General features: G+C 25.4%; 18 protein-coding genes and 3 tRNA genes. 11 read left to right on the forward strand and 10 right to left on the reverse strand.

What is annotated here, in order from left to right:
* The 7 genes from IGS63_RS02520 to IGS63_RS02550 all read right to left on the reverse strand — a co-directional run bounded on the left by IGS63_RS02520 (window position 1) and on the right by IGS63_RS02550 (window position 6,657).
* Window positions 1-1,131, reverse strand: coding sequence for a fused response regulator/phosphatase (locus IGS63_RS02520; protein ID WP_190615471.1), 1,131 nt, complete (start codon window positions 1,129-1,131; stop codon window positions 1-3).
* Complete coding sequence (locus tag IGS63_RS02525) at window positions 1,118-1,534, reverse strand: cytidine deaminase (RefSeq protein WP_190615472.1); 417 nt, start codon at window positions 1,532-1,534, stop codon at window positions 1,118-1,120. The genes IGS63_RS02520 and IGS63_RS02525 overlap by 14 nt, the downstream gene beginning before the upstream one ends.
* Window positions 1,518-2,843, reverse strand: coding sequence for a hemolysin family protein (locus tag IGS63_RS02530; RefSeq protein WP_190615473.1), 1,326 nt, complete (start codon window positions 2,841-2,843; stop codon window positions 1,518-1,520). The genes IGS63_RS02525 and IGS63_RS02530 overlap by 17 nt, the downstream gene beginning before the upstream one ends.
* A gap of 29 nt (window positions 2,844-2,872) precedes the next feature.
* Entirely contained in the window at window positions 2,873-3,742 is an 870-nt protein-coding gene (locus IGS63_RS02535) for a YitT family protein (RefSeq protein ID WP_232521266.1), read from the reverse strand.
* Between the two features lie 15 nt (window positions 3,743-3,757).
* Window positions 3,758-4,873 (reverse strand): molecular chaperone DnaJ, encoded by a 1,116-nt coding sequence (gene dnaJ, locus IGS63_RS02540; protein WP_190615475.1) that lies wholly within the window; start codon window positions 4,871-4,873, stop codon window positions 3,758-3,760.
* The gene (locus IGS63_RS02545; RefSeq protein WP_190615476.1) at window positions 4,873-5,583 is read right to left on the reverse strand and encodes a nucleotide exchange factor GrpE; all 711 of its coding nucleotides are present in this window, start codon (window positions 5,581-5,583) and stop codon (window positions 4,873-4,875) included. Before IGS63_RS02545 ends, dnaJ begins: the two co-directional genes overlap by 1 nt.
* Before the next feature lie 66 nt (window positions 5,584-5,649).
* Window positions 5,650-6,657, reverse strand: a complete 1,008-nt coding sequence (locus tag IGS63_RS02550) for a hypothetical protein (RefSeq protein ID WP_190615477.1) — start codon at window positions 6,655-6,657, stop codon at window positions 5,650-5,652.
* 133 nt (window positions 6,658-6,790) lie between these two features.
* On the opposite strand from IGS63_RS02550, the gene IGS63_RS02555 reads away from it, so the two are divergent.
* The 8 genes from IGS63_RS02555 (at window position 6,791) to IGS63_RS02590 (ending at window position 16,584) form a co-directional block, all read left to right on the forward strand.
* Window positions 6,791-8,287: a UDP-N-acetylmuramoyl-L-alanyl-D-glutamate--2,6-diaminopimelate ligase gene (locus IGS63_RS02555; protein WP_190615478.1), complete on the forward strand. Its 1,497-nt coding sequence runs from the start codon at window positions 6,791-6,793 to the stop codon at window positions 8,285-8,287.
* Window positions 8,284-9,528, forward strand: coding sequence for a Mur ligase family protein (locus IGS63_RS02560; protein WP_190615479.1), 1,245 nt, complete (start codon window positions 8,284-8,286; stop codon window positions 9,526-9,528). Before IGS63_RS02555 ends, IGS63_RS02560 begins: the two co-directional genes overlap by 4 nt.
* Window positions 9,528-10,463, forward strand: a complete 936-nt coding sequence (gene mraY / locus IGS63_RS02565; RefSeq protein WP_190615480.1) for a phospho-N-acetylmuramoyl-pentapeptide-transferase — start codon at window positions 9,528-9,530, stop codon at window positions 10,461-10,463. The genes IGS63_RS02560 and mraY overlap by 1 nt, the downstream gene beginning before the upstream one ends.
* Window positions 10,460-11,737, forward strand: coding sequence for a UDP-N-acetylmuramoyl-L-alanine--D-glutamate ligase (gene murD / locus IGS63_RS02570; RefSeq protein ID WP_190615481.1), 1,278 nt, complete (start codon window positions 10,460-10,462; stop codon window positions 11,735-11,737). Before mraY ends, murD begins: the two co-directional genes overlap by 4 nt.
* Window positions 11,737-12,846, forward strand: a complete 1,110-nt coding sequence (locus IGS63_RS02575; RefSeq protein WP_190615482.1) for an FtsW/RodA/SpoVE family cell cycle protein — start codon at window positions 11,737-11,739, stop codon at window positions 12,844-12,846. Before murD ends, IGS63_RS02575 begins: the two co-directional genes overlap by 1 nt.
* The gene (locus IGS63_RS02580; protein ID WP_190615483.1) at window positions 12,833-13,858 is read left to right on the forward strand and encodes a UDP-N-acetylglucosamine--N-acetylmuramyl-(pentapeptide) pyrophosphoryl-undecaprenol N-acetylglucosamine transferase; all 1,026 of its coding nucleotides are present in this window, start codon (window positions 12,833-12,835) and stop codon (window positions 13,856-13,858) included. The genes IGS63_RS02575 and IGS63_RS02580 overlap by 14 nt, the downstream gene beginning before the upstream one ends.
* A gap of 17 nt (window positions 13,859-13,875) precedes the next feature.
* Complete coding sequence (gene murC / locus IGS63_RS02585; RefSeq protein WP_190615484.1) at window positions 13,876-15,216, forward strand: UDP-N-acetylmuramate--L-alanine ligase; 1,341 nt, start codon at window positions 13,876-13,878, stop codon at window positions 15,214-15,216.
* Between the two features lie 114 nt (window positions 15,217-15,330).
* Window positions 15,331-16,584 carry an IS256 family transposase gene (locus tag IGS63_RS02590; protein ID WP_232521268.1) on the forward strand — a complete coding sequence of 418 codons (1,254 nt, stop codon included), beginning with the start codon at window positions 15,331-15,333 and terminating at the stop codon, window positions 16,582-16,584.
* 239 nt (window positions 16,585-16,823) lie between these two features.
* Here the strand turns inward: IGS63_RS02590 and IGS63_RS02595 are convergent, their stop codons facing one another.
* Window positions 16,824-18,626, reverse strand: coding sequence for an AAA family ATPase (locus IGS63_RS02595; RefSeq protein WP_232521271.1), 1,803 nt, complete (start codon window positions 18,624-18,626; stop codon window positions 16,824-16,826).
* A 193-nt stretch (window positions 18,627-18,819) separates the two neighbouring features.
* Here IGS63_RS02595 and IGS63_RS02600 point away from each other — a divergent pair.
* The 3 genes from IGS63_RS02600 (at window position 18,820) to IGS63_RS02610 (ending at window position 19,059) form a co-directional block, all read left to right on the forward strand.
* A tRNA-Glu gene (locus IGS63_RS02600) sits at window positions 18,820-18,895 on the forward strand.
* Window positions 18,896-18,899: 4 nt separating this feature from the next.
* Window positions 18,900-18,974, forward strand: a tRNA-Val gene (locus IGS63_RS02605).
* Window positions 18,975-18,983: 9 nt separating this feature from the next.
* Window positions 18,984-19,059, forward strand: a tRNA-Phe gene (locus IGS63_RS02610).
* Between the two features lie 28 nt (window positions 19,060-19,087).
* Here IGS63_RS02610 and IGS63_RS02615 read toward each other — a convergent pair.
* Window positions 19,088-19,618 (reverse strand): GNAT family N-acetyltransferase, encoded by a 531-nt coding sequence (locus IGS63_RS02615; RefSeq protein ID WP_190615485.1) that lies wholly within the window; start codon window positions 19,616-19,618, stop codon window positions 19,088-19,090.
* A gap of 77 nt (window positions 19,619-19,695) precedes the next feature.
* Entirely contained in the window at window positions 19,696-20,646 is a 951-nt protein-coding gene (locus tag IGS63_RS02620) for a hypothetical protein (protein WP_190615486.1), read from the reverse strand.
* Window positions 20,647-20,936 lie beyond the last annotated feature (290 nt).

A 20,936-nucleotide genomic window follows, 5' to 3' on the forward strand; every position in this document is an offset into this window, starting at 1 on the left:
TTAAATCTCCTTTTTTACAGCAAAAATAGTTATATCATCATCTGGTTTTTTACTTTCTATAAAATGCTCAAATTCTTCTTTTATTTTATTTATAATTATTTTTGGAGTTTTTTCTTGAATATTTTTTATTAATTTAATTATCATTTCCATTGTGAATTCTTTGTTATTCTCATTTACCGCTTCTATTAAACCATCCGTATACAATAAAATTATATCATCTTTTTGAAAATCATATATTTTTTCAACTATTTCTTCTTCGTTTATCAAGTTCATTCCAAGTGGAAAATTTCCTTCGTTTATAACTTTTATTTTATCTGAAATCAACAAAGGTTCTCTATGTCCAAAATTACATATATTTGCTTTATTGTTTTCTATCTTTACAAATATCGCTGTAAAGTATGCTCCATCTGATAAATTAAAAAATTTTCCATCATCTAATTTTTTTCCAAGTATTTTTAAATCTGTTATTCCGGTTGAAACAAGATTTTCTATTTGTTGTTTTATTAAAAGAGATAGCATTGCAGATGCTGCACCATGTCCTGATACATCTATAACATAAAAAATTGCTCCGCTTTCTATTGGTATTAATCCAAACATATCTCCAGAAACATTAAAAGATGGTTTGAAACACCAATCCATTGAAAGTCCATCTACTTTTTTTGTTTTTGGAAGCATTTCTATTTGAACCTTTTGAGCCATTAATAAATCTTCATTTACTTTTTTTATATATTCTCTCAATTCATTTTGAACATTGTATAAACCTGCATGTGTATTTATTCTTGCTATTACTTCTTTTATTTCTGATGGTTTTGTTATATAATCGATTCCACCAACATCAAATCCTTTTGCTTTATCTTCTGCATCGGTTAAAGCACTTAAAAATATAACTGGTATTCTTTTGGTTGATTCTTCTTTTTTTAACATTTTACACACTTCATAACCATCAAGTTCTGGCATCATTATATCTAAAAGTATTACATTTGGTTTTTCTTCTTTACAGAGTTTAAAACCTTCCATTCCATTTTCCGCTTCAAAAACTTCAAACTTTGGAAGGTTTTCTTCAATTATTGTTTTTATAAACATCCTATTTATAGAAGAATCATCTATAACTACTATTTTATTTTTTTTCATTTAAATCATCACCGTTAAATCCATATGGAAGTAACTCTTTTGATGTTGTTTCCTTTATATCTCCTTGTAAGTTTGTAAGTACAACTTCATAATCTCCAAATTCATATATAACTTGCCTACATGCACCACATGGACTTACTGGTCCTTCTGTATCCGCAACTACAACTAATCCTTTATATTTTCTTTTTCCTGCTGCATTTGCAGAAAAAATAGCATTTCTTTCTGCACATATAGAAAGTCCATAAGAAGCATTTTCAACATTACACCCAACAAAGATTTCATTATCTTCTGTTAATAATGCTGCACCAACTTTAAAATTAGAATATGGAGCGTAGGCATTTTCTCTTGCTTTCAAAGCTTTTTCATATAAAGTATTAAATATTTTTTTATCCAATTTCTTCATCTCCCTTGTTTTTACTTCTTATAGAAACTTTAACTTTATCTATTTTATTAACTGTAACTGAAATAACTTCAAATTCAAAGTTATCATAACTAATTTTTTCTCCTGGTTTTGGGAATCTTTCTAACTGTTCTAATAAAAAGCCACTTATTGTTTCAAAATCTGTTTCAGGCATTTCTTCATCGAGTTCACGTTCTATATCGTTTATTGGTGTAGAACCATTTACAAGTAATGTATTATCATCTATTCTGGTTATATTTGATTCTTCTATTACGTCATCGTATTCATCTAATATTTCTCCAGTCAGTTCTTCTATTACATCTTCAAGAGTAACAAGCCCAGCTGTTCCACCATATTCATCAACAACTATTGCCATATGTATTCTATTTGAAAGAAAATTTTTTAAAACATCTTTTATTTTCATAGTTACTGGAACAAAGTATGGTTTATGAGCTATGGTTAATATATTTTTTGCTTTTAATTCTTCTTTTTCTTCTTCTATTATTTTAAAGATATCTTTTGCATAACATATTCCAACAATTGTATCTAATGATTCTCTATAAATTGGAAACCTTGAATATCCTTCTTCATTTATTAATGAAACTAATTCCATTATATTTTCATCATCTTCCATTGCAACTATATCAACACGAGGTGTCATTATTTCTTTAACAGATGTATCTCTCATTTCTAAACTTCTTTGCATTAAATATTTTTCATCTTTTTCTATTATTCCTTCTTCATGACCTATATCTAAATAACTCATTATTTCATTTTCTGTTATAAATGGTGCTTCATTTATTGTGGAACCTCCAAAAATTCTTATTACTAAATTTGATACTCTTACTAATATCCATGCTATTGGTCTTAAAATATAATTTAATATATTTATTATTTTAAATGAAAATTCAAAAAATTTTACTGTATTTTGTCTTGCATAAACTTTTGGAGTTATTTCACCAAATATTAGTATTAGGAGTGTTATAAATCCTGTTGCTATTCCAATTGCTAATCCTTGAGAGTTTGGAAATAATTTCGTTATAAAAACAGTTGTTAATGAAGCTGCCAAAATATTAACTATATTGTTCATTATCAAAATTGTTGTTAAAACTTGATTTGGTTTTTTCAAAAATTTTTCTATTTGATTTTTTTTCTTTTCATCATCTTCATTTTCAACATAATCTTTTAATTTATGTTTACTCATTGCAGTCATTGCTGTTTCAGATGCTGAAAAAAATCCAGATAATAACAATAAAATTATAACTTCAACTAATGATATTAACACTCCGGTACTACCAGATGGGTCATCCACGACCGTACACCTCTCTTTTTTTATTTGTTTTATGAAATTTTTTTAAATCCATAACCAAGTGCTTCTTTATTTTCAAGTATTACTGTAAAAGCTTTAGAATCAATTTCATTTAATAATGATTTTAATTCTCCTATTTCTGATTTAAAAATTGTAAGCATAATTACATTTTTTTCTTTATTGGTATATGTTCCAACACCTTTTAAATAAGTTACCCCTCTATCTAATTTTTCATATATTCCATCTTTTATTTTATCATATTTATCACTTATAATCAAAACAGTACGTGTGGAACTTAATCCATCTATAACACCATCTATAGTCTTTGCAACTATAAAAATAGCTATAAGTCCATACATTGGTAAAATTGGATTTATAAAAAATGCAGTCATTGTAACTATGGCATCTGCTATCATCAAACCAGAACCTACTGTCATATGAAAATATTTATTTAATATCATAGCAATTATGTCTGTTCCGCCAGTAGTTGCTCCACGCCATATAACAAGTCCAAGACCTACACCACTTATAATAGATCCATAAACACTTGCCATTAAAACCATATCTATTGAATTAGTAGTTTCTATAGTTTTTAATATATTTTGCAAGCTGTATACATGTTCCATTATCCAAATAAAAAAAGATAATAGAACTGAAGAATATATACTTTTTACTCCAAATCCAAGACCCAATAGTTTAAATCCAAGTAAAAATAACACTATATTGTATATTAAAATTTGTATACTTAAATCCCAACCAAAAAGGGCTTTCATTCCTATTGAAAGCCCACTAACTCCACCAGCAACTATATTAAATGGATCTAAAAATAAAACTATTCCCAATGCAGTTAAAAAAGTTCCAAAGGTAATTATTGTATAATCTAAAAAATTTTTTTTTGACACCTTTGTCACCACCTATTATATTTCAATTTTTTTTGCCTTTGCAAGTTCTTTTAATATTTTCTTTTCCTTTAATGATGGCTTATCTATTTTCACATTTAATTTAACGTATATATCTCCACGGCGTCTTCCATTAAATGTTGGCAATCCTTGATTTTTTAACCTTATTATAGTTCCAGGATTTGTACCTTCATTTATTTTTTCTATTATATCTCCTTCTAAAGTTGGTACTTTAATCTTTCCACCAAGAGCTGCTGTTACATAATCAATTGTTACTTCTGTTTCAAGATTTGCACCTTTTCTTATAAATTTATTGTTTGGTTTTACATTTATATGAAGTATTAAACTTCCATCTTGTCCACCATTTTTTCCAGCATGCCCTTTTCCTCTTACTCTAAATACATATCCATCTTCTACACCCGCTGGAATTGTTATATCTAATTTTTCTTTTTTTACTGTTTTTCCTTTTCCGTTACATACATCACATTTTTCTTCTATTATTTTTCCTGTTCCACCACAAGTTGGACAAGGATATGTCTTTACAAAAGTACCAAAGAATGATCGTTGTTCTTCATGTATAGTTCCTTCTCCATGACATCTTGGACACGTTTTAAAAGCAGTTCCATTTTTTGCTCCTGTTCCATTACATGAAGTACATGTTTGATATCTTGAATATTCTAATTTTTTCTTAATATCATACAAAACATCTTTTAGCTCTAAATTTATGGTAGCGTGTATATCTTGTCCTCTTTCAGCTCTACTTTCTTCTCTTGCAGAACTTCTTCCTCCACCTCCAAAAAAGGTATCAAATATATCTGAAAATGGATTTCCTGAGTCTCCTCCACCTCCAAAAAAGTCTTGAAATATATCTTCAAAACCTCCTGCTTGTCCACCATTAGGCATTCCACCTTCTGGAACAAATCCAAATCTATCATATAATTTTTTCTTTTCTGGATTACTTAAAACTTCATAAGCCTCTTGTATTTCTTTAAATTTTTCTTCTGCTATATGTTTGTTTTCCATATGTCTATCTGGATGCCATTCTTTAACTAATTTTCTATATGCTTTTTTAATTTCTTCTGGTGAAGCGCTTTTATCTATATTTAAAATTTTATAATAATCTTTTTTTTCCATTAGTTTTCACCTTCTTTGTTTGCCTCATTATTCGATTCTTTACTCACATTTTCGTTCTTTTCTATTTTTTCATTTTCTTCTTTTTTTATTTTTGGTTTCACTGCAACCACAACTTTAGCTGGTTCTACAACAATATTATTTAATTTATAACCAACGCTTTGAACATCATAAACATGATATTCATTTACTTCAGTAGTTTCAAATTTTTCAATAACTTCATGTTCAAATGGATCAAATTGACTTCCTTTTTCTGGCGAAATAAACTTCAAACCTGATTTTTCAAAAGCATTTACAAAATCTCTATAAACCATTTCTATTGCTTTTCCAAATTCTGGAGAATCTTTATATTTTAAAGATATACTCAATTTTTGAAATGGATTAATTAATTGTTTTATTACTGATTCTTTTGATTTTTTTTCAATATCTCTTTTTTCTCTTTCAACATAATCTTTATAATTTTCAAAATCAGATTTTAAACTAACTGCAGCATCTCTATACTTTAATTTTTCTTCATTTGATTTTTCTACTTCAGAAATTAACGTTTCATTTTGCTTTTTTATTTCATCTAGCTCTTTTTTTATTTGTTTTAAAGATACTTCTTTTTTCTTGCTTTCTTTTTTTGATTTTTTTTCTTCTTTCTTTACTTCTTTACTTTCTTCTTTTTTTATTTCTTGATCCTTCATTTCGTTTTTATTTTGTTTTTTTGGCATAAAAAAACACCTCCATATATTTTTATTTTTATTATTTTTATTTTTTTTTAAAAAAAGCTTTTATTATTAAAGATTTTTTGATATAATTTCAGAGAATCTAGATACATATTCTTTTAACACTTTATAAACTTTTTCATAGTTTTTATATTTGTCAGTTATTAATAATACTCTACCAATAGAATTTGAAGATAGACTATATGAAGTATTAAAAAATGAAAAATTTTTTAATGCTCTAGCATTTAAGTCATCTCCAAAGAATATATTTATGTCATTTGAAAACTCTATTTTATCAAATATTTTATCTTTAATTTCATCATTTTCAACCATCATTGTTAAGCTTTCTATGCTCTCAATGTTGTTTTTACAATGAGAAATTATTTTTTCAAGACCAGTTACATGATACTTATTCCTTGAAAATTCATTTAATAAACTATTAATCATTGAAAACATATTTTTTATTCTAATATCATCAGTTTTATACGATTCTGAATTTACAGCACTCAATAATTCTTGAATTGATTTTCCTGATAATCCTTTATTTAACATTTTTTCTAATTCAGAAGAAATAGGAAGTCCATATTTTTCAACTGTTCTTGAAATAGTCATACCAAGATTTGTTAAAAAGGTTACAACATAATGAGACTCTGTTAAAGGGGTTACAACACATCTTGTTATAAAAACATACCTAGGATTTGGATATTCAAAAATAATCATACCTTCTAATATTTCCGAAACTATTTTAGACATGTTTTCTATCATTATGTTTAAGTCATAAAATTTATATTCCTTTGGTATGTCTAACATTTTTTCTGTTTTAGAGTAAACATCTTTTACAATTTCAAAATATAATTCTAAAGCACGATCAGATGGTATTCTTCCACCACTCGTGTGTTGTTGATAAATGTACTTTAATCTTTGAAGTTTTTGCATATCATTTCTTATAGTTGCACTACTTGCTTTTACTCTAGAGTATTTTAATACATCATCAGAACTAACTGGTTTTTTATATTTAATATAAATATCTACTATACTAAGTAAAATATCTTTTTGCCTTTGGCTTAATACAATACCCATAATTATCACTCCTTTTTTTTGAGTGCTAATTATATGATACCAATAAAAATTATCATTGTCAAATAAAAATGTTGTCAAATAATAAAATTAGAGTTAAAATATATGTTGGAATATAAAAAATGGGGGGAATCAAATGACTATTAGTAAAATTTTGGGATTATTAAAAAATGAAATAATAAAAAGCTCTATTAATCTCCCAGAAAATTTTGAAATAACATCTATAAAAGATAACTGTGAAAATGTAGAAAAAAACGATGTTTTTGTTGCAATAAAAGGGGAGATTTTTGATGGACATGATTTTATTCAAACATCTTATAAAAGGGGAGCTGTTTTATTTATAGTTGAAAGTGATAAAAATATTCCTGAGAAAGCTTCTTACATAAAAGTAAAAAATACAAGAAAGGCTTTATCAGAAATTGCTTTTAATTTCAGTAATATAAATTCTGATAATTTTAAAATTTTTGGTGTTACTGGAACTAACGGAAAGTCAACAACTGTATCTTTAATTCATCATCTATTAAGAGAATCAAAGAAAACATCTACTTTAATAGGAACTGTTGAAATAAAAATAAATGATGAAGTAATTGATGAACCATACAATACAACACCTGGTTCTTTAAAATTAGCTTCTATTTTAAAAGAAAGCAAAGAAAAAAATGTTGAATTTATTAATATGGAAGTTTCTTCACATTCAATAGAACAAAAAAGAGTTGAAAATATAAAGTTTGATATAATAGCTTATACTAACATAACAAGGGATCATCTTGATTATCATTCGACATTTGAAGAGTATAAAAATGTAAAACTTTCTTTAGTTAAAAATTTAAAAAAAGATGGAAAAGTTATATTAAATATAGACAATTTAAAAAAAGAAGAATTAAAGAATGTAGATAAAGATAAAATTATAACTTATGGATTTTCTGAAGATGCTGATTATGTAATAAAAGATGTATCTAAAAGTATTTATCAAATGAACTTTAAAATAAAGACACCTGAAGGATCAGAATTATCAATATATTCTTCTATTGTTGGAGATTTCAATGCTTCAAATATTACATTAGCATTAATTAGTACAAAATTAATGGGATTGAGCTACGAAGAAATAAAACATGGAATAATAACTTTTTCCGGTGTTCCAGGAAGATTTCAATTAGTTCCAAATAGCAAAAATTTAGGATTTTCTGTTGTAATAGATTTTGCTCATACTCCAGATGCTTTGGAACAAGTTTTAAAAACAGCAAAAGATATAACAACAGGCAGAGTCATTATTGTTTTTGGAGCTGGTGGTCATGCTGATGTTGGAAAAAGAAAAATTATGGGTGCAGTTGCGAGTAAATATTCAGATATAACAATATTAACTACAGACGATCCAAAAGATGATGATCCAGAAAAGATTATTGAAGATGTAAAAAAAGGAATAGACGTAAACAAAAACTTTATAGTAATACCAAACAGAAAAACAGCTATAAATGCCGCAATAAACTTTGCTAATAGAGAAGATATAGTAATAATAGCAGGAAGAGGTCATGAGCTTTTCCAATTATTTGCAAAAGGAAAAAAGGTTAGATTCAATGATTTTGAAGTAGCTCATGAAATAATTGAAAATCTTAGAAGGAGCATGAAAAAATGACTCTTAGTGATCTAAAAAAAGCTAAGTATGTTTTTAAAATAAATTCAAATGAAATAGAAAAAAATGATGTTTTCGTAGCCTATGGAAAGGGGCACAATTATGTAAACGATGCGTTCAGTAAGGGCGCATCGTTTGCTGTTATTGATACAGAAGGAAAATATATAGGAAAAACAATAAAATTAAATAATACTACTTTAGATTTTTTAAACGAATCAGCTAAAATTTTAAACTCTAAAATGACAATAGCAATAACTGGTTCAAATGGCAAAACAACAACTAAAGAATGTTTGTATTATTTGTTGTCTCCTCATATGAAAACTTTTAAAACACCAAAAAATAAAAATACTGAAATAGGCATTCCATTGTCTATTTTTAACGAATACAACAATGAAGATGTTGCAATATTAGAAATGGGGTTAAGAAAACCAGGAGATTTAGAGTTACTTTCAAACGTATATAAACCTGATGTTGTGTTCATAACAAACATTGGCTCATCTCATATGGAATTTTTTAAAAATAAAGAAATGCTTTCAAAAGAAAAGATGAAAATAACTTCTGGTATGGACAGAGGATTACTTATATTGAATGGTGATCAAAACTTAAAAAATATTGCTCCAAAAAACTTAAATATTTTAACTTTTGGTAAAAACGAAAACAATGATGGATACTTAAAAGATTTTTTTTATTATAAAAATAATACAAAAGTTTTTTATACACTGTTTGGTAAAGAATTAATGTTAACTTTAAATGGAATTTGGACAGAAGGTCATCTTTTAGATCTTTTATCCGCAATTTTATTTACAGTTTTTATAAAAGTACCTTTAGATCCATCTGTATTATCTCAAATAAATCTACCAGAAGGCAGATTTAAGCTATATGAACTAAAAAATAAAACAATAATAGATGATTCATACAATGCATCTTATGAATCTTTTACAAATGGTTTTAAAACTCTAGAAAGATTAAAAGGAAAAAAAATATTAATAATGGGAGAAGTTTTAGAATCAGGAGACAAAAAAATAAATGAAAAAATACTAAAAGAAACAAAAAATACTTTTGATGAAATTTATTTTTTTGATCCACAAAATATCTTTTCATCACTAAAGGTAAAAAAAATAAAATCATTTGAAGAGTTAAAAAAATTATTGAATGAATTAAAAGGAATAATATATATTAAAGCATCAAATGGAACAGGAATAAACTCTTTTTTAAAAGAGTATTTTAATAATAGGAGGCAATAATGATATTAATTATCTCTTTAATTTCATTTTTTATTCTTATATATATTTATCGGGTTTATATAAATTTTGCAAAGAAAAAACAACTTGGACAATTTATAAGAAAAGAAGGTCCAGACCTTCATAACTATAAAGAAGGAACACCAACTGCTGGTGGAATATTTTTTACATTAACTATTTCTATTTTATCTTTAATTGCATTTTTTATAAATAAAGAATCAATTTATTTAATAGTTTCATTATCTTCAATAATGTACTCTTTAATTGGATTTATAGATGATTTTTTAAGTATTAATAGAAAAGAATCAACTGGACTAAAATCATTTGAAAAATTACTATTGCAATTAATTGTATCGTCAATATTATTTTTTGTAATAAATTATTTTAATTCACATGATTATACAAATATACCATTTTTTAATCTTAAATTAAATTTTGGACTACTCTATCCAATTTGGGTAATTTTATATTTAGCTGGTATGTCAAATGCATCAAATTTAACAGATGGACTCGATGGATTATCGGGTGGAATTTTTATAATATCAGCATTTTTTACAATATTAATAACTTCTGCACCAAAAGAATTATTATTTATATTAATAATTCCCGTGATTGCTTATTTAATGTTTAATATAAAACCAGCTAAATTATTTATGGGAGATACAGGTTCTCTTGCACTTGGTGGAATTTTAGGAAGTATAGCAGTTTATTATTCTGCAGAATTTTTTACTATATTTACATGTTTTATATTCTTAACAGAAATGTTTAGCGTTATAATACAAGTAAGTAGCTATAAGATAAGAAAAAAAAGAGTATTTTTAATGTCTCCTATTCATCATCATTTTGAATTAAAAAACTGGTCTGAAGAAAGAGTAGTAATGTATTTTTGGATTATAAACTTTTTAATGGGCTTAATAGCTATTGGGGGTTTAAAATGAATATTTGTCTTGTAGGTTATGGAAAAAGCAATAAAAGTCTTTTAAAATTCTTAATTGATCAAGCACACAATATTACTGTAAGTAATAATTCACCTTTTAATGAAGAAACAAAAAAGTACTTTAAAGAAAATAATGTAATATTTGAAGAAAAACATGGAGATTTATTAAAAAATACTCAATTAGCTATAATGAGTCCTGGAGTATCCCCTGAAAGTATTGCTGGAAAAATTGTTCTTGAAAATAACATAAATTATACAACTGAAATTGAATATTCATGGTCATTTATAAAAGGACAAAATCCAAATTCAATATTTATAGGAGTTACGGGAACTAATGGCAAAACAACAACAACGACATTAATAAATCATATAATACAAGAATCTGATTATTCATCCATGACATGTGGAAATATTGGAAAACCTTTAATTGAATTACCAACTAATTTAAATTTTTATGTTGTTGAAGTTAGTTCATTTCAAATGTTTTGGTCAAAAAAATTTTTTCCTGAAATATCAATAATATTAAACCTTGCACCTGATCATTTAAATTGGCATAGAAGTATTGAAGAATATTATAATAGTAAATTAATTATGGCTGAAAGAACTTTAGCATCTGGTGGATTAGTTTTGTTAAATAAAAGTATAAAAACAAATAATTCTTCTGAAAGAATACTGTTTTTTGATAAAGAATTCATAAAAAATAACATATTAAATTATAAAAATATTTCTATAAAAATAGAAAATGATTTTTTAAATATGGAAATATACAAAGAAAATACAGTTGCAGCTATCTTAACAACATTAAATTTAAATATACCAAATTCTATAATACAAGAAGCAATTAAAACGTACTCACCAGAAAAACATAGATTAGAATTTTGTGGAAAAATAAATAATATAAATTTTTATGATGATTCAAAAGCAACAAATGTTCATGCAGCATACAATGCTTACTTGAGTTTTAGAAATAAAGATTATATTGCTATTTTATCTGGAGAACCTAAAAATGAAGATATGTCACAATTAATAGAAGAACTAAATAAAAATTCAATAGCTGTCTTTGTTTGTGGAGATATGAAAAAAGAAGTTAAAAAATATAATTACTCAAAAAAATTTTATTTTGAAGAAAATTTAAAAGACATAGTAAAAAAAGCTTTAAACTTTAATACTAAAAATGTAGTATTATCTCCAGCTGGAGCAAGTTATGATTTATACAAAAATTATATAGAAAGAGGAAATGATTTCAAAAAATTTATTAAAGAGTTGAGAGAATAATGGAAAAACAAATAAAAAAAAATATACTACTTTATTTAATTGTTTTAGGAATAACCCTAATATTTGGAATTTTTTTTGTATATAGCTCATTATTTGCCATGGAAGAATTAAATGGTATAAATCCAAAAACAAAGTTATTAAATTACATAATAGCAATGACAATAGGAACTGTTGGAGGAATAATTTCTTTTGTATTTGGAAAAGTGTTAATAAAATCAAAATCATTTATGATTTCAATGTATATATTTTTAAATTCTTTTTTATTCATTGTATTATTCTTTTCTCATAATGTAGCTAATGTAAATAGATGGCTTTACTTTGGATCCTTTCAATTTCAACCATCAGAATTAGCAAAACTATTGATACCAGCAATTATAGCCCATTATTATTATATAAAAACAAAAAGTAATTTTTTATTTGATTTACTAATACCAGTAATAATCTGTGGAATACCTATATTTTTGATTTATAAAGAACCAGATCTAAGTACATCAGTTATAATATCTTTTATATCAATAATATCTATATTTTTAGCTATAAAAAAATTTAAATATCAAAGCATTTTAATTTTAACTGTAATAACCATTACAATTTTTGCTTTTATTTTTAAAGATAACCTTTTACACTCATATCAATTACAAAGATTAAATAATTCTGATAATTATCAAACACAGCAATCATTAAAAGCTATTGAAAATGGGGGAGTACTTGGAACATCACCTTTTAATGGAAAATACAAATATAGAGTTCCAGCATCCTACAGTGATTTTATAATGTCTGTAATAGGTGAAGAATGGGGAAAATTAGGTATTATATTAGTAATAACTTTATTTTTATTTTTATCTTGGAATTTAATAACTATGGCATACACTACAAAAAACTTATTAACAATAGTATATTCATGTACAACAGCTATGTGGATATTTGTTCAAGTAACAATAAATGCTTTAGTTGGCCTTGGAGTTAAAGGTATACCAGTTACAGGTGTTACTCTACCTTTAATGAGCTATGGAAATACATCATTAATAATTACATTAACTGCAATAGGTTTATCTTTAGGTTTAATATACTTCAATTCATTAGGAAGTGAACAAATTGAAAAAAATTAAAGTAATAGTATCTGGTGGAGGTACAGGTGGACATTATACTCCTGCTTTATCTTTTATAAAATATTTAGATAAAAAATATGATTTAGAAGTTTTATACTTTGTAACTAAAGGTCGTATAGAACAAAAAAAATTAAAAAAAGATTTTCCAAAAGCAAAAATGGAAGTTGTAAACTTAACAGGACTTAAAAGACCCTTGTACAAACTTCAAAATATAAAAATTATACTTTTAGCATTAAAAGAAACATTTAGAATTAAAAAAATAATTAAAAAATTTAATCCTGATTTTGGTTTTTTAACTGGTGGTTATGTCGTTGGTCCAGTTGGAAAAGCTTTAAGTCAATTAAAAATACCATTTTATTTACATGAACAAAATTCAATAATGGGTATTACCAATAAATTACTATCTAAAAAAGCTAAAAAAGTATTTACATCATTTGAAATGTCTCCTTTTATAAAAACTGGAAATCCAGTAAGAATTCCAGAAAAAGAGGTAAAAAGAAGTGTATTAAAAAATTATAATCTTGATCCTTCAAAAAAAACATTATTAATTATGGCAGGGAGTCTTGGCTCAGAACAAATTGATGATATAATGTATAATGTATATAAAAAAAATAATGATATAAACTTTATACACATAACAAAAAATAAAAATAAATTCAAAGAGTTTAAAAATGTAAAAACATATGAATATTTAGATAACATATATGAAATAATGAGTATTTGTGATGGAGGAATTTTTAGAGGAGGAGCCACAACAATAGCAGAAATTTTATTTTATGAGTTAAAATGTGCTATAATACCATGGTCAAATGCTTCTGAAAATCATCAATTTAAAAATGCTTTAAAACTTAAAGAAATGGGATTAGCAGAAGTTTTTGATGAAAAAAATATAGATTACAATAAATTACAAAATTTTATAGAAAAAATTGAAATAAAAAATACAGACTTTATATGGAATATAAAAGAAGATGAATCAATAAAAAATATAGTAAAAAATATAGATGAATTTTAGGAGGATTAGATTATAAAATGAAATATTTTTTTTCTGGAATAGGCGGTATTGGAATGAGTAGTCTTGCACTGTACAGCTATTACAGTGGTAATGAAGTTTATGGTACTAATAATGAAATAAATGAAAGAGTAGAATACTTAGAAAATAAAGGTATAAAAATAAATATAGGTCATACAAACGTTTTACCAAATGTAGATGTTGTAATTCGTTCAACCGCAATAAAAGATGATAATCCAGAAATAATAGAAGCAAATAAAAGAGGAATTCCTGTTTTATATAGAATGGAATATTTAAACAACATATTAAAAAACAACTGGAGTATAGGTATAACAGGAACTGATGGAAAAACTTCAACAACAGCTATGGTTTCACAAATATTTAAGTATGCTAAAAAAGATCCGACAGTTTTTTTAGGTGGAATACACAACTTTCTTGAAGATGGAAATTTTAGAATAGGATCTGGACAAATAATAGCAGAAGTAGATGAGAGTGATGGATATATAAAAAAATCTCAATCTGATGTTGTAATAATAAATAACTTAAGACCTGATCATCTCGAACATTATAATAATGACTTTCAAAATCTTGAGAATTCCTTAAAACAATATGCAAAAAGAACAAGAGATATATTGTTTTTAAACGGAGATGATCCTATTTTATCAACGTGGAATTTAAATGTTCCACAATTATTATTTTTTGGACAAAACAATAATTGTGATTATATAATGAAAAACAGAAAAACAATGGGAAGATATCAAGAATTTGAAGTATATTATAAAGATAAATTTATTGGAAAAATAACCTTACCAATTCCTGGTGAACATTACGCTTACGATGCACTTGCAGCAACTGCACTTGCTATTGAATATGGTATAGATTTTAACACTATACATGAAGCATTATTTACATACAAAACAGTAAACAGAAGATTCAATATACTATACAGCAATTCAAGTATATTTGTAATTGATGACTATGCACATACACCTGATGAAATATCAATGACAATAGATGCAGCTAAAGAATATTTTCCAAATAAAAGAATAATAACTATATTTCAACCCCATAGATATACAAGACTTTATAGACATATGAAAGGTTTTATAAATGCCTTAGAAAAATCCGATGAAGTACTTGTATATAGAATATATTCAGCTTTTGAAAAACCTATTGAAGGTGTAGATGAAAGTAAAATAACAAATCTTTTAGACATAAATTCTAAATACTTTGATGATTCAAAAAAATTAATAAATCATTTAATCGATTATAACAACAGTGTACTACTCTTTGTTGGAGCAGGAGATATTACAAAAGTAGCAAATAAAGTTGGAAGAATATTTAAAAATAAAAACCATTAAAGGGATAGATTAACTATCCTTTTAATTGAGACCATAAAAAAATTTGTGTAAATAAAAAAATGAAAAACCTTCTTCTTGGGATGGTAAAATAAAACCAGGAAGGAGGTTTTTAAAATGGCAAGAAGAAAAAAAGAAGAAAAAGAAGAAAGCAACATTGAAAAATTAGCAAGATTAATAGCAAGGGATCCAGAGGTAAACACAATAAAAGATGTATATGAAAAGATAAAAGAATTAGTGGGACCGTTAATACAAGGGATGTTAGAAGCAGAATTAGAAGATGAATTAGGTTATGGGAAATATGATAAAGAAAACAAGAAAACAGATAATTCTAGAAATGGGTACAGTTCAAAAAGAGTAAGAACAAGTGTTGGAGAAATGGAATTAAAAATACCTAGAGATAGAAAAGGTGAATATGAGCCTAAAATAGTACCAAAGTATAAAAAAGATATCTCAGATATTGAAGGTAGAATAATAGGTATGTACGGTTTAGGATTAAGCACAAAAGATATAGTAAAGAACGTAGAGGACATATATGGTGTAGAATTATCAGCGGAAATGATAAGTAAAATAACTAATAAAATATTACCTGAAATCAGAGAATGGCAAAGCAGACCTTTAGAAGAAATATATACTTTTATGTTTATGGATGGAATAGTGTTTAAAGTAAAAGATGATGGTGAAATAATAAAAAAGACTGCATATGTTGTACTTGGTGTAAATATAGATGGATTTAAAGAAGTACTTGGTATATATATAGGTGAAATAGAATCATCAAAATTTTGGTTAAGAGTATTAAATGATTTAAAAAATAGAGGAATAAAAGATATATTAATAGCTTCTGTAGATGGATTAACAGGTTTCCCACAAGCAATAAAAACTGCTTTCCCAGATACTATAGTACAAAGATGTATAATACATCAAATAAGAAATACATTAAAATATGTTAGTTACAAAGATAGAAAAGAACTTGTTAATGATTTAAAAAAAGTATATAAAGCACCAAATAAAGATATTGCTTATTCAAACTTACAAGATTTGAAAGAAAACAAATGGACAAAATACAAATTAGCATTAGAAAGTTGGGAAAAACATTGGGAAACAATATCCCCTTATTTTGATTATGGCGATGATGTAAGAAAAATAATGTACACAACAAATGTAATAGAATCATTAAATAGACAATATAGAAAAGCAACAAAAAATAAAACATCATTTCCAAATGACGATGCATTATTGAAAATGCTTTATTTAGCAACAATAAATGCAACAAAAAGATGGACAGCTCGTTATAGAAATTGGAGCAATGTCCTAAACGAATTATCCATCTTTTTTAATGAAAGAATTACAAAATATATCTATAATTCCTAACATAAATATACTTTGTAACATAACAAAAAATACCTATAACACACAAAAATGAATATTAAATATTATAATGCTATACCTTGCAATAAAAAGTTGCAAAAGGCTATTTATTACAAAAAATTATAATAAAAACTTCTAAAATTTACTCTTAAAGCATATTTCTTTATAGTCGATAATTCTTATGGAAATACTTTAAAAATAATAACTAATTTTATTTATTTTTACCTTCCAAGAAGAGCCGTTTACACAAAATTTTTTATGCTACCTTTTAATTTTTTTATCTTTTCAATAGATAAATTTGTCATTTTAGATATAAATTCTATATCAACTCCATTTTCAATCATGTTCTTTGCTACTTTTTCTATCTCTGTTAATTTTTCTTCTTTATCTAAATTACTAACAATTTCAACCTCTTTTTTATCAAAAGCTATCGAAACTTTTATTATATCATTTATTCCATAACTTTTTATCTCTTCTTCATACCTTTTTTCATTTATTTGTTTCAATCCATTTTTAGCACTATTTAATAGTGTTTTTTCGTTTTTATAAAACTTTTTAAACTCTATTATTATTCCTTTATCTGTTTTATCTTTTGGAATTAAAATAACATCTGCTCTTCCAAGTCCTGTTTCTCTATTACTCTTTATTATATACTTTTCTTTCAAACCAACGCTCATTCCAAGTATTAGTCCATGATAAAATCTTTCTGGTTCTTCTCCGCTAACATCAAAGTAACTCAATGTATTAATAGTTAATTTTTGAAAGTCTTCTTTAAACTCTTCTATATGTCCATTTATTAAATTTATTAATATATTATTGAGCTTTATTCTTTCTTCTTCAAGCATAGATACTACAGTTTTATTATAAAATATTTTTACTTCTTTATTTGGTATCTTTAAAGTATATCTTTCATAATCATGATTTATATTTTTTGTCCATTTTAAATATCCGCTGAATAAAAATAATGTCCATACAGACTCTTCTAAGTTGTTATTTAAGTCTCCATAAACCATAGTTTCATTTATTGTACTTTCAATTTCTTCACCATTTATTAGTTTTTCAATTTTATCTTTTAATTCAGCACTTCCTTGTTTTATTAATTGTTTAACTAAGTAGTTTCCACTCGTATTCATCCAATATGGTCTTATTTTACCTTTATTCTTTGCAAGAGTTACTATAGAAAAAGGATTGTAAATTTCAACACCACCAAAATTATAACCATTGTACCAATCTATAACTTCACTTTCTTCATATTCAAGTTCATAATACTTCAATGTTTCTTCAACTTCTTCTTTAGTTAAACCATACTTATCATTGAATAGTTCATTTAATACAGTAGAAACTTCTAAGTTATTCACACCAGTAAAGATACTTTCTTTAGAAACTCTTGTTATACCAGTAAGAACTGCTTTTTCAAGGTATACATTGTCTTTTAAAGCCATGCCAAATAAGTTACCAATTAAAGATATTATTTCATCATAGTATCCGTATAAGTAAGCTTGTTGAATGGGAGTATCGTATTCATCTATTAATATTATTACCTTTTTACCATAGTATCTTTCCATATACTTTGATAAGTTTCTTATAGAGTTTTCATACTTTGCATCATCCGCCGTTTCTGAAGTTATTGATTTATATACTGATTTTTCTTCTTCATCCAAAACATTTAAAACATACTTATGATCAATGTATAAAGATGAAAGTTCCATGGCTAATAAGTCATGCATCTTTTTTAAGTTATTAGACTTTAAATCTTTAAAGGTGATGTATATAACTGGATGTTTATTTAAATGTTTTTCTATTATATTTTTTTCTTTGTATATCTTTAAATTTTTAAAGAGGTGTTCGTTGTTTTGAGTAATATCAAAAAAGTACTTCATCATGGATTGACTGAGAGTTTTCCCAAACCTTCTTGGTCTTGTTATTAATAGAACGTCTCCACTTTCAATAACTTCTTTGATTAACATACTTTTATCTACAAAATACATATTGTCATCTATTAATGATTTAAAGTCACTTCTTCCTATTGGAAGTCTTTTTTTCATTTTTATCACCTCGTTTTATATCCTTACATGTTATTATATCAAATCTTCTTTAAAATAGTATGATTTTACAACTTAATACTATAAATTATATTTATAGTATTAAGTTGTAAAAAAATGTTTTAAAGTTGTTAACTTGACTTTATTTAGAAATCATGGTAAAATAATCTCGTCAGTAAGACAAAAACATTTAAGTGCCCCCATCGTCTAGCGGCCTAGGACATTGGCCTTTCACGCCAAAGACACGAGTTCAAATCTCGTTGGGGGCGCCATAATGGGTCCTTAGCTCAGCGGGAGAGCATCTGCCTTACAAGCAGAGGGTCGTAGGTTCAATCCCTACAGGACCCACCATTTTTTTATGGACCGGTAGCTCAGTCGGTAGAGCAACGGACTGAAAATCCGTGTGTCGACAGTTCAAGTCTGTCCCGGTCCACCAAAAAAAGAAAGCAAATGCTTTCTTTTTTTTATATTTTATATTCACTTCTTAAAATTCCCATTATTATTTCATCATAATATTTTCCTTCTTTAAATATTTCTTGTCTTAATCTACCTTCTACTACAAAACCAACTTTTTTATATGACTTTATAGCTCTTTCATTAAAACTATATACGTTTAATTTTACTTTATTAATATTCATTTCATTGAAAATAAAATCAACTAAGATCTTTAAAGCTTCTGTTCCATAACCTTTATTCCAATAGGGTTTACCCAAAAATATTCCAACTGTTGCTACTGAATTTTTCCAATCAATTTCATTTATACCACAACCACCAATATATTTTTCTGTCTCCAATAATTCTATTGCAAAGGAATAACTTGACGTACTCATAGGATTTAAACTTTCATAAAATTTAATTTCATCTTCATATCTAAAAGGAAATGGAACACCAGGTCTTAAAAATTTAGTTACATCTTCATCATTAATAAATTCCATAACAAGTTTTAATTCTTCTCTTTTGTAGGCTCTTAACCTTATTTTATTTCCTTTTAACATGAAGATCCCCTCACTTTTTATAATTTTTTTTATTATATACTATTTTATATTTTTTTGCAAATAAAATTAGGAAAGTATTAAAAATACTTTCCTATCTTTTTTATTCTTTCTATTATTGATTTTTCGTTTTTTGTTATAGAATCTACAACTAACATATCTAATATTTCTATAAATTCTTTATCTGTTTCTTTTTCTATTATATCTTTTAATTCAAAAAGTTCATTTATTATATTTGTGTTTTCTTTTAAGTCATAAAAAATATTGTAGATATCTTCAGAATTTAAGTATAAATCTTTTTTTATTTGATTAAAAGAATTTCTTATTTCTTCTATACTTATATTTTCTAATGTTACTTTGACTATTCCATTACTAATTATTTTTGTATTTTGTGGTTTAAAATTTTTTAATATTGATCTTTCTAAAGTGATTCTTAAAATTAACCATAAAAGTTTTTTTTCTATTTCATCATCTAACATATTTGCTATATTTATATATTTTTGTAAGTCTATTCCAAAAATTAATACTTTTCCAGAACTTTTTATTTCAATTTTGTATAGTAATTCATTTGAAATAAAGAAATCAAATAAAGTGTCTCTTATTGAATCCATTATTTGCATTGAATAATCTAATTCTTTTATAGTTTCTAAATCTTGAAATTTATTTTTTTTGAAATTTTCTTTCAGTATTATTATTTCTTTATTTTTTATGAATAATTCTAAAAAATTATAAAATTCTTCCCAAATAGATGGAATAGAGATTTTTTTCGGTCTATAATAAACTTTTGTTATTTCCATAATATCCCAAGATAAATCTATTACTTCTTCATTATTAATCCATTCATCAGCCCAAAAACTTAAAACGTTTTCATAATCAACTAAAATAGCATATCCATCTCCATTTTTTATTGAAGTTCCTTTAAATAATATTATGGATGGATATGGAAATTCTGTCATATTTTCAGAGGTTGTAAATGAAATAACTGAATTTTTAATTTTATCTATATCTTTAAATACATGAATAAAACTCATAACATCTCCTCCAAATATGGTTTATACTAAAATTATAACATATTTTTTATGTTTTTTTAATTTCTTAATAAAATATGATAAAATAAGTTTGTGGTTATTCTTTTGATTTTGAACCTATGAATTTTATTCTATATTCTTTAATAGTGATGGTAGTGATAGAGTGATGTTTATAGTTGAAAAGTGCTCTTTTTTATTTTTTCATACTATTTTTATCCGTCGATACTTTATCGACTTACAAAATTTTTTTGAACAGGTTTATGTTGATAATTTTTTTTAATACCTTTGTATAT

Source organism: Tepiditoga spiralis, assembly GCF_014701195.1.
Taxonomy (GTDB): Bacteria; Thermotogota; Thermotogae; order Petrotogales; family Petrotogaceae; genus Tepiditoga; species Tepiditoga spiralis.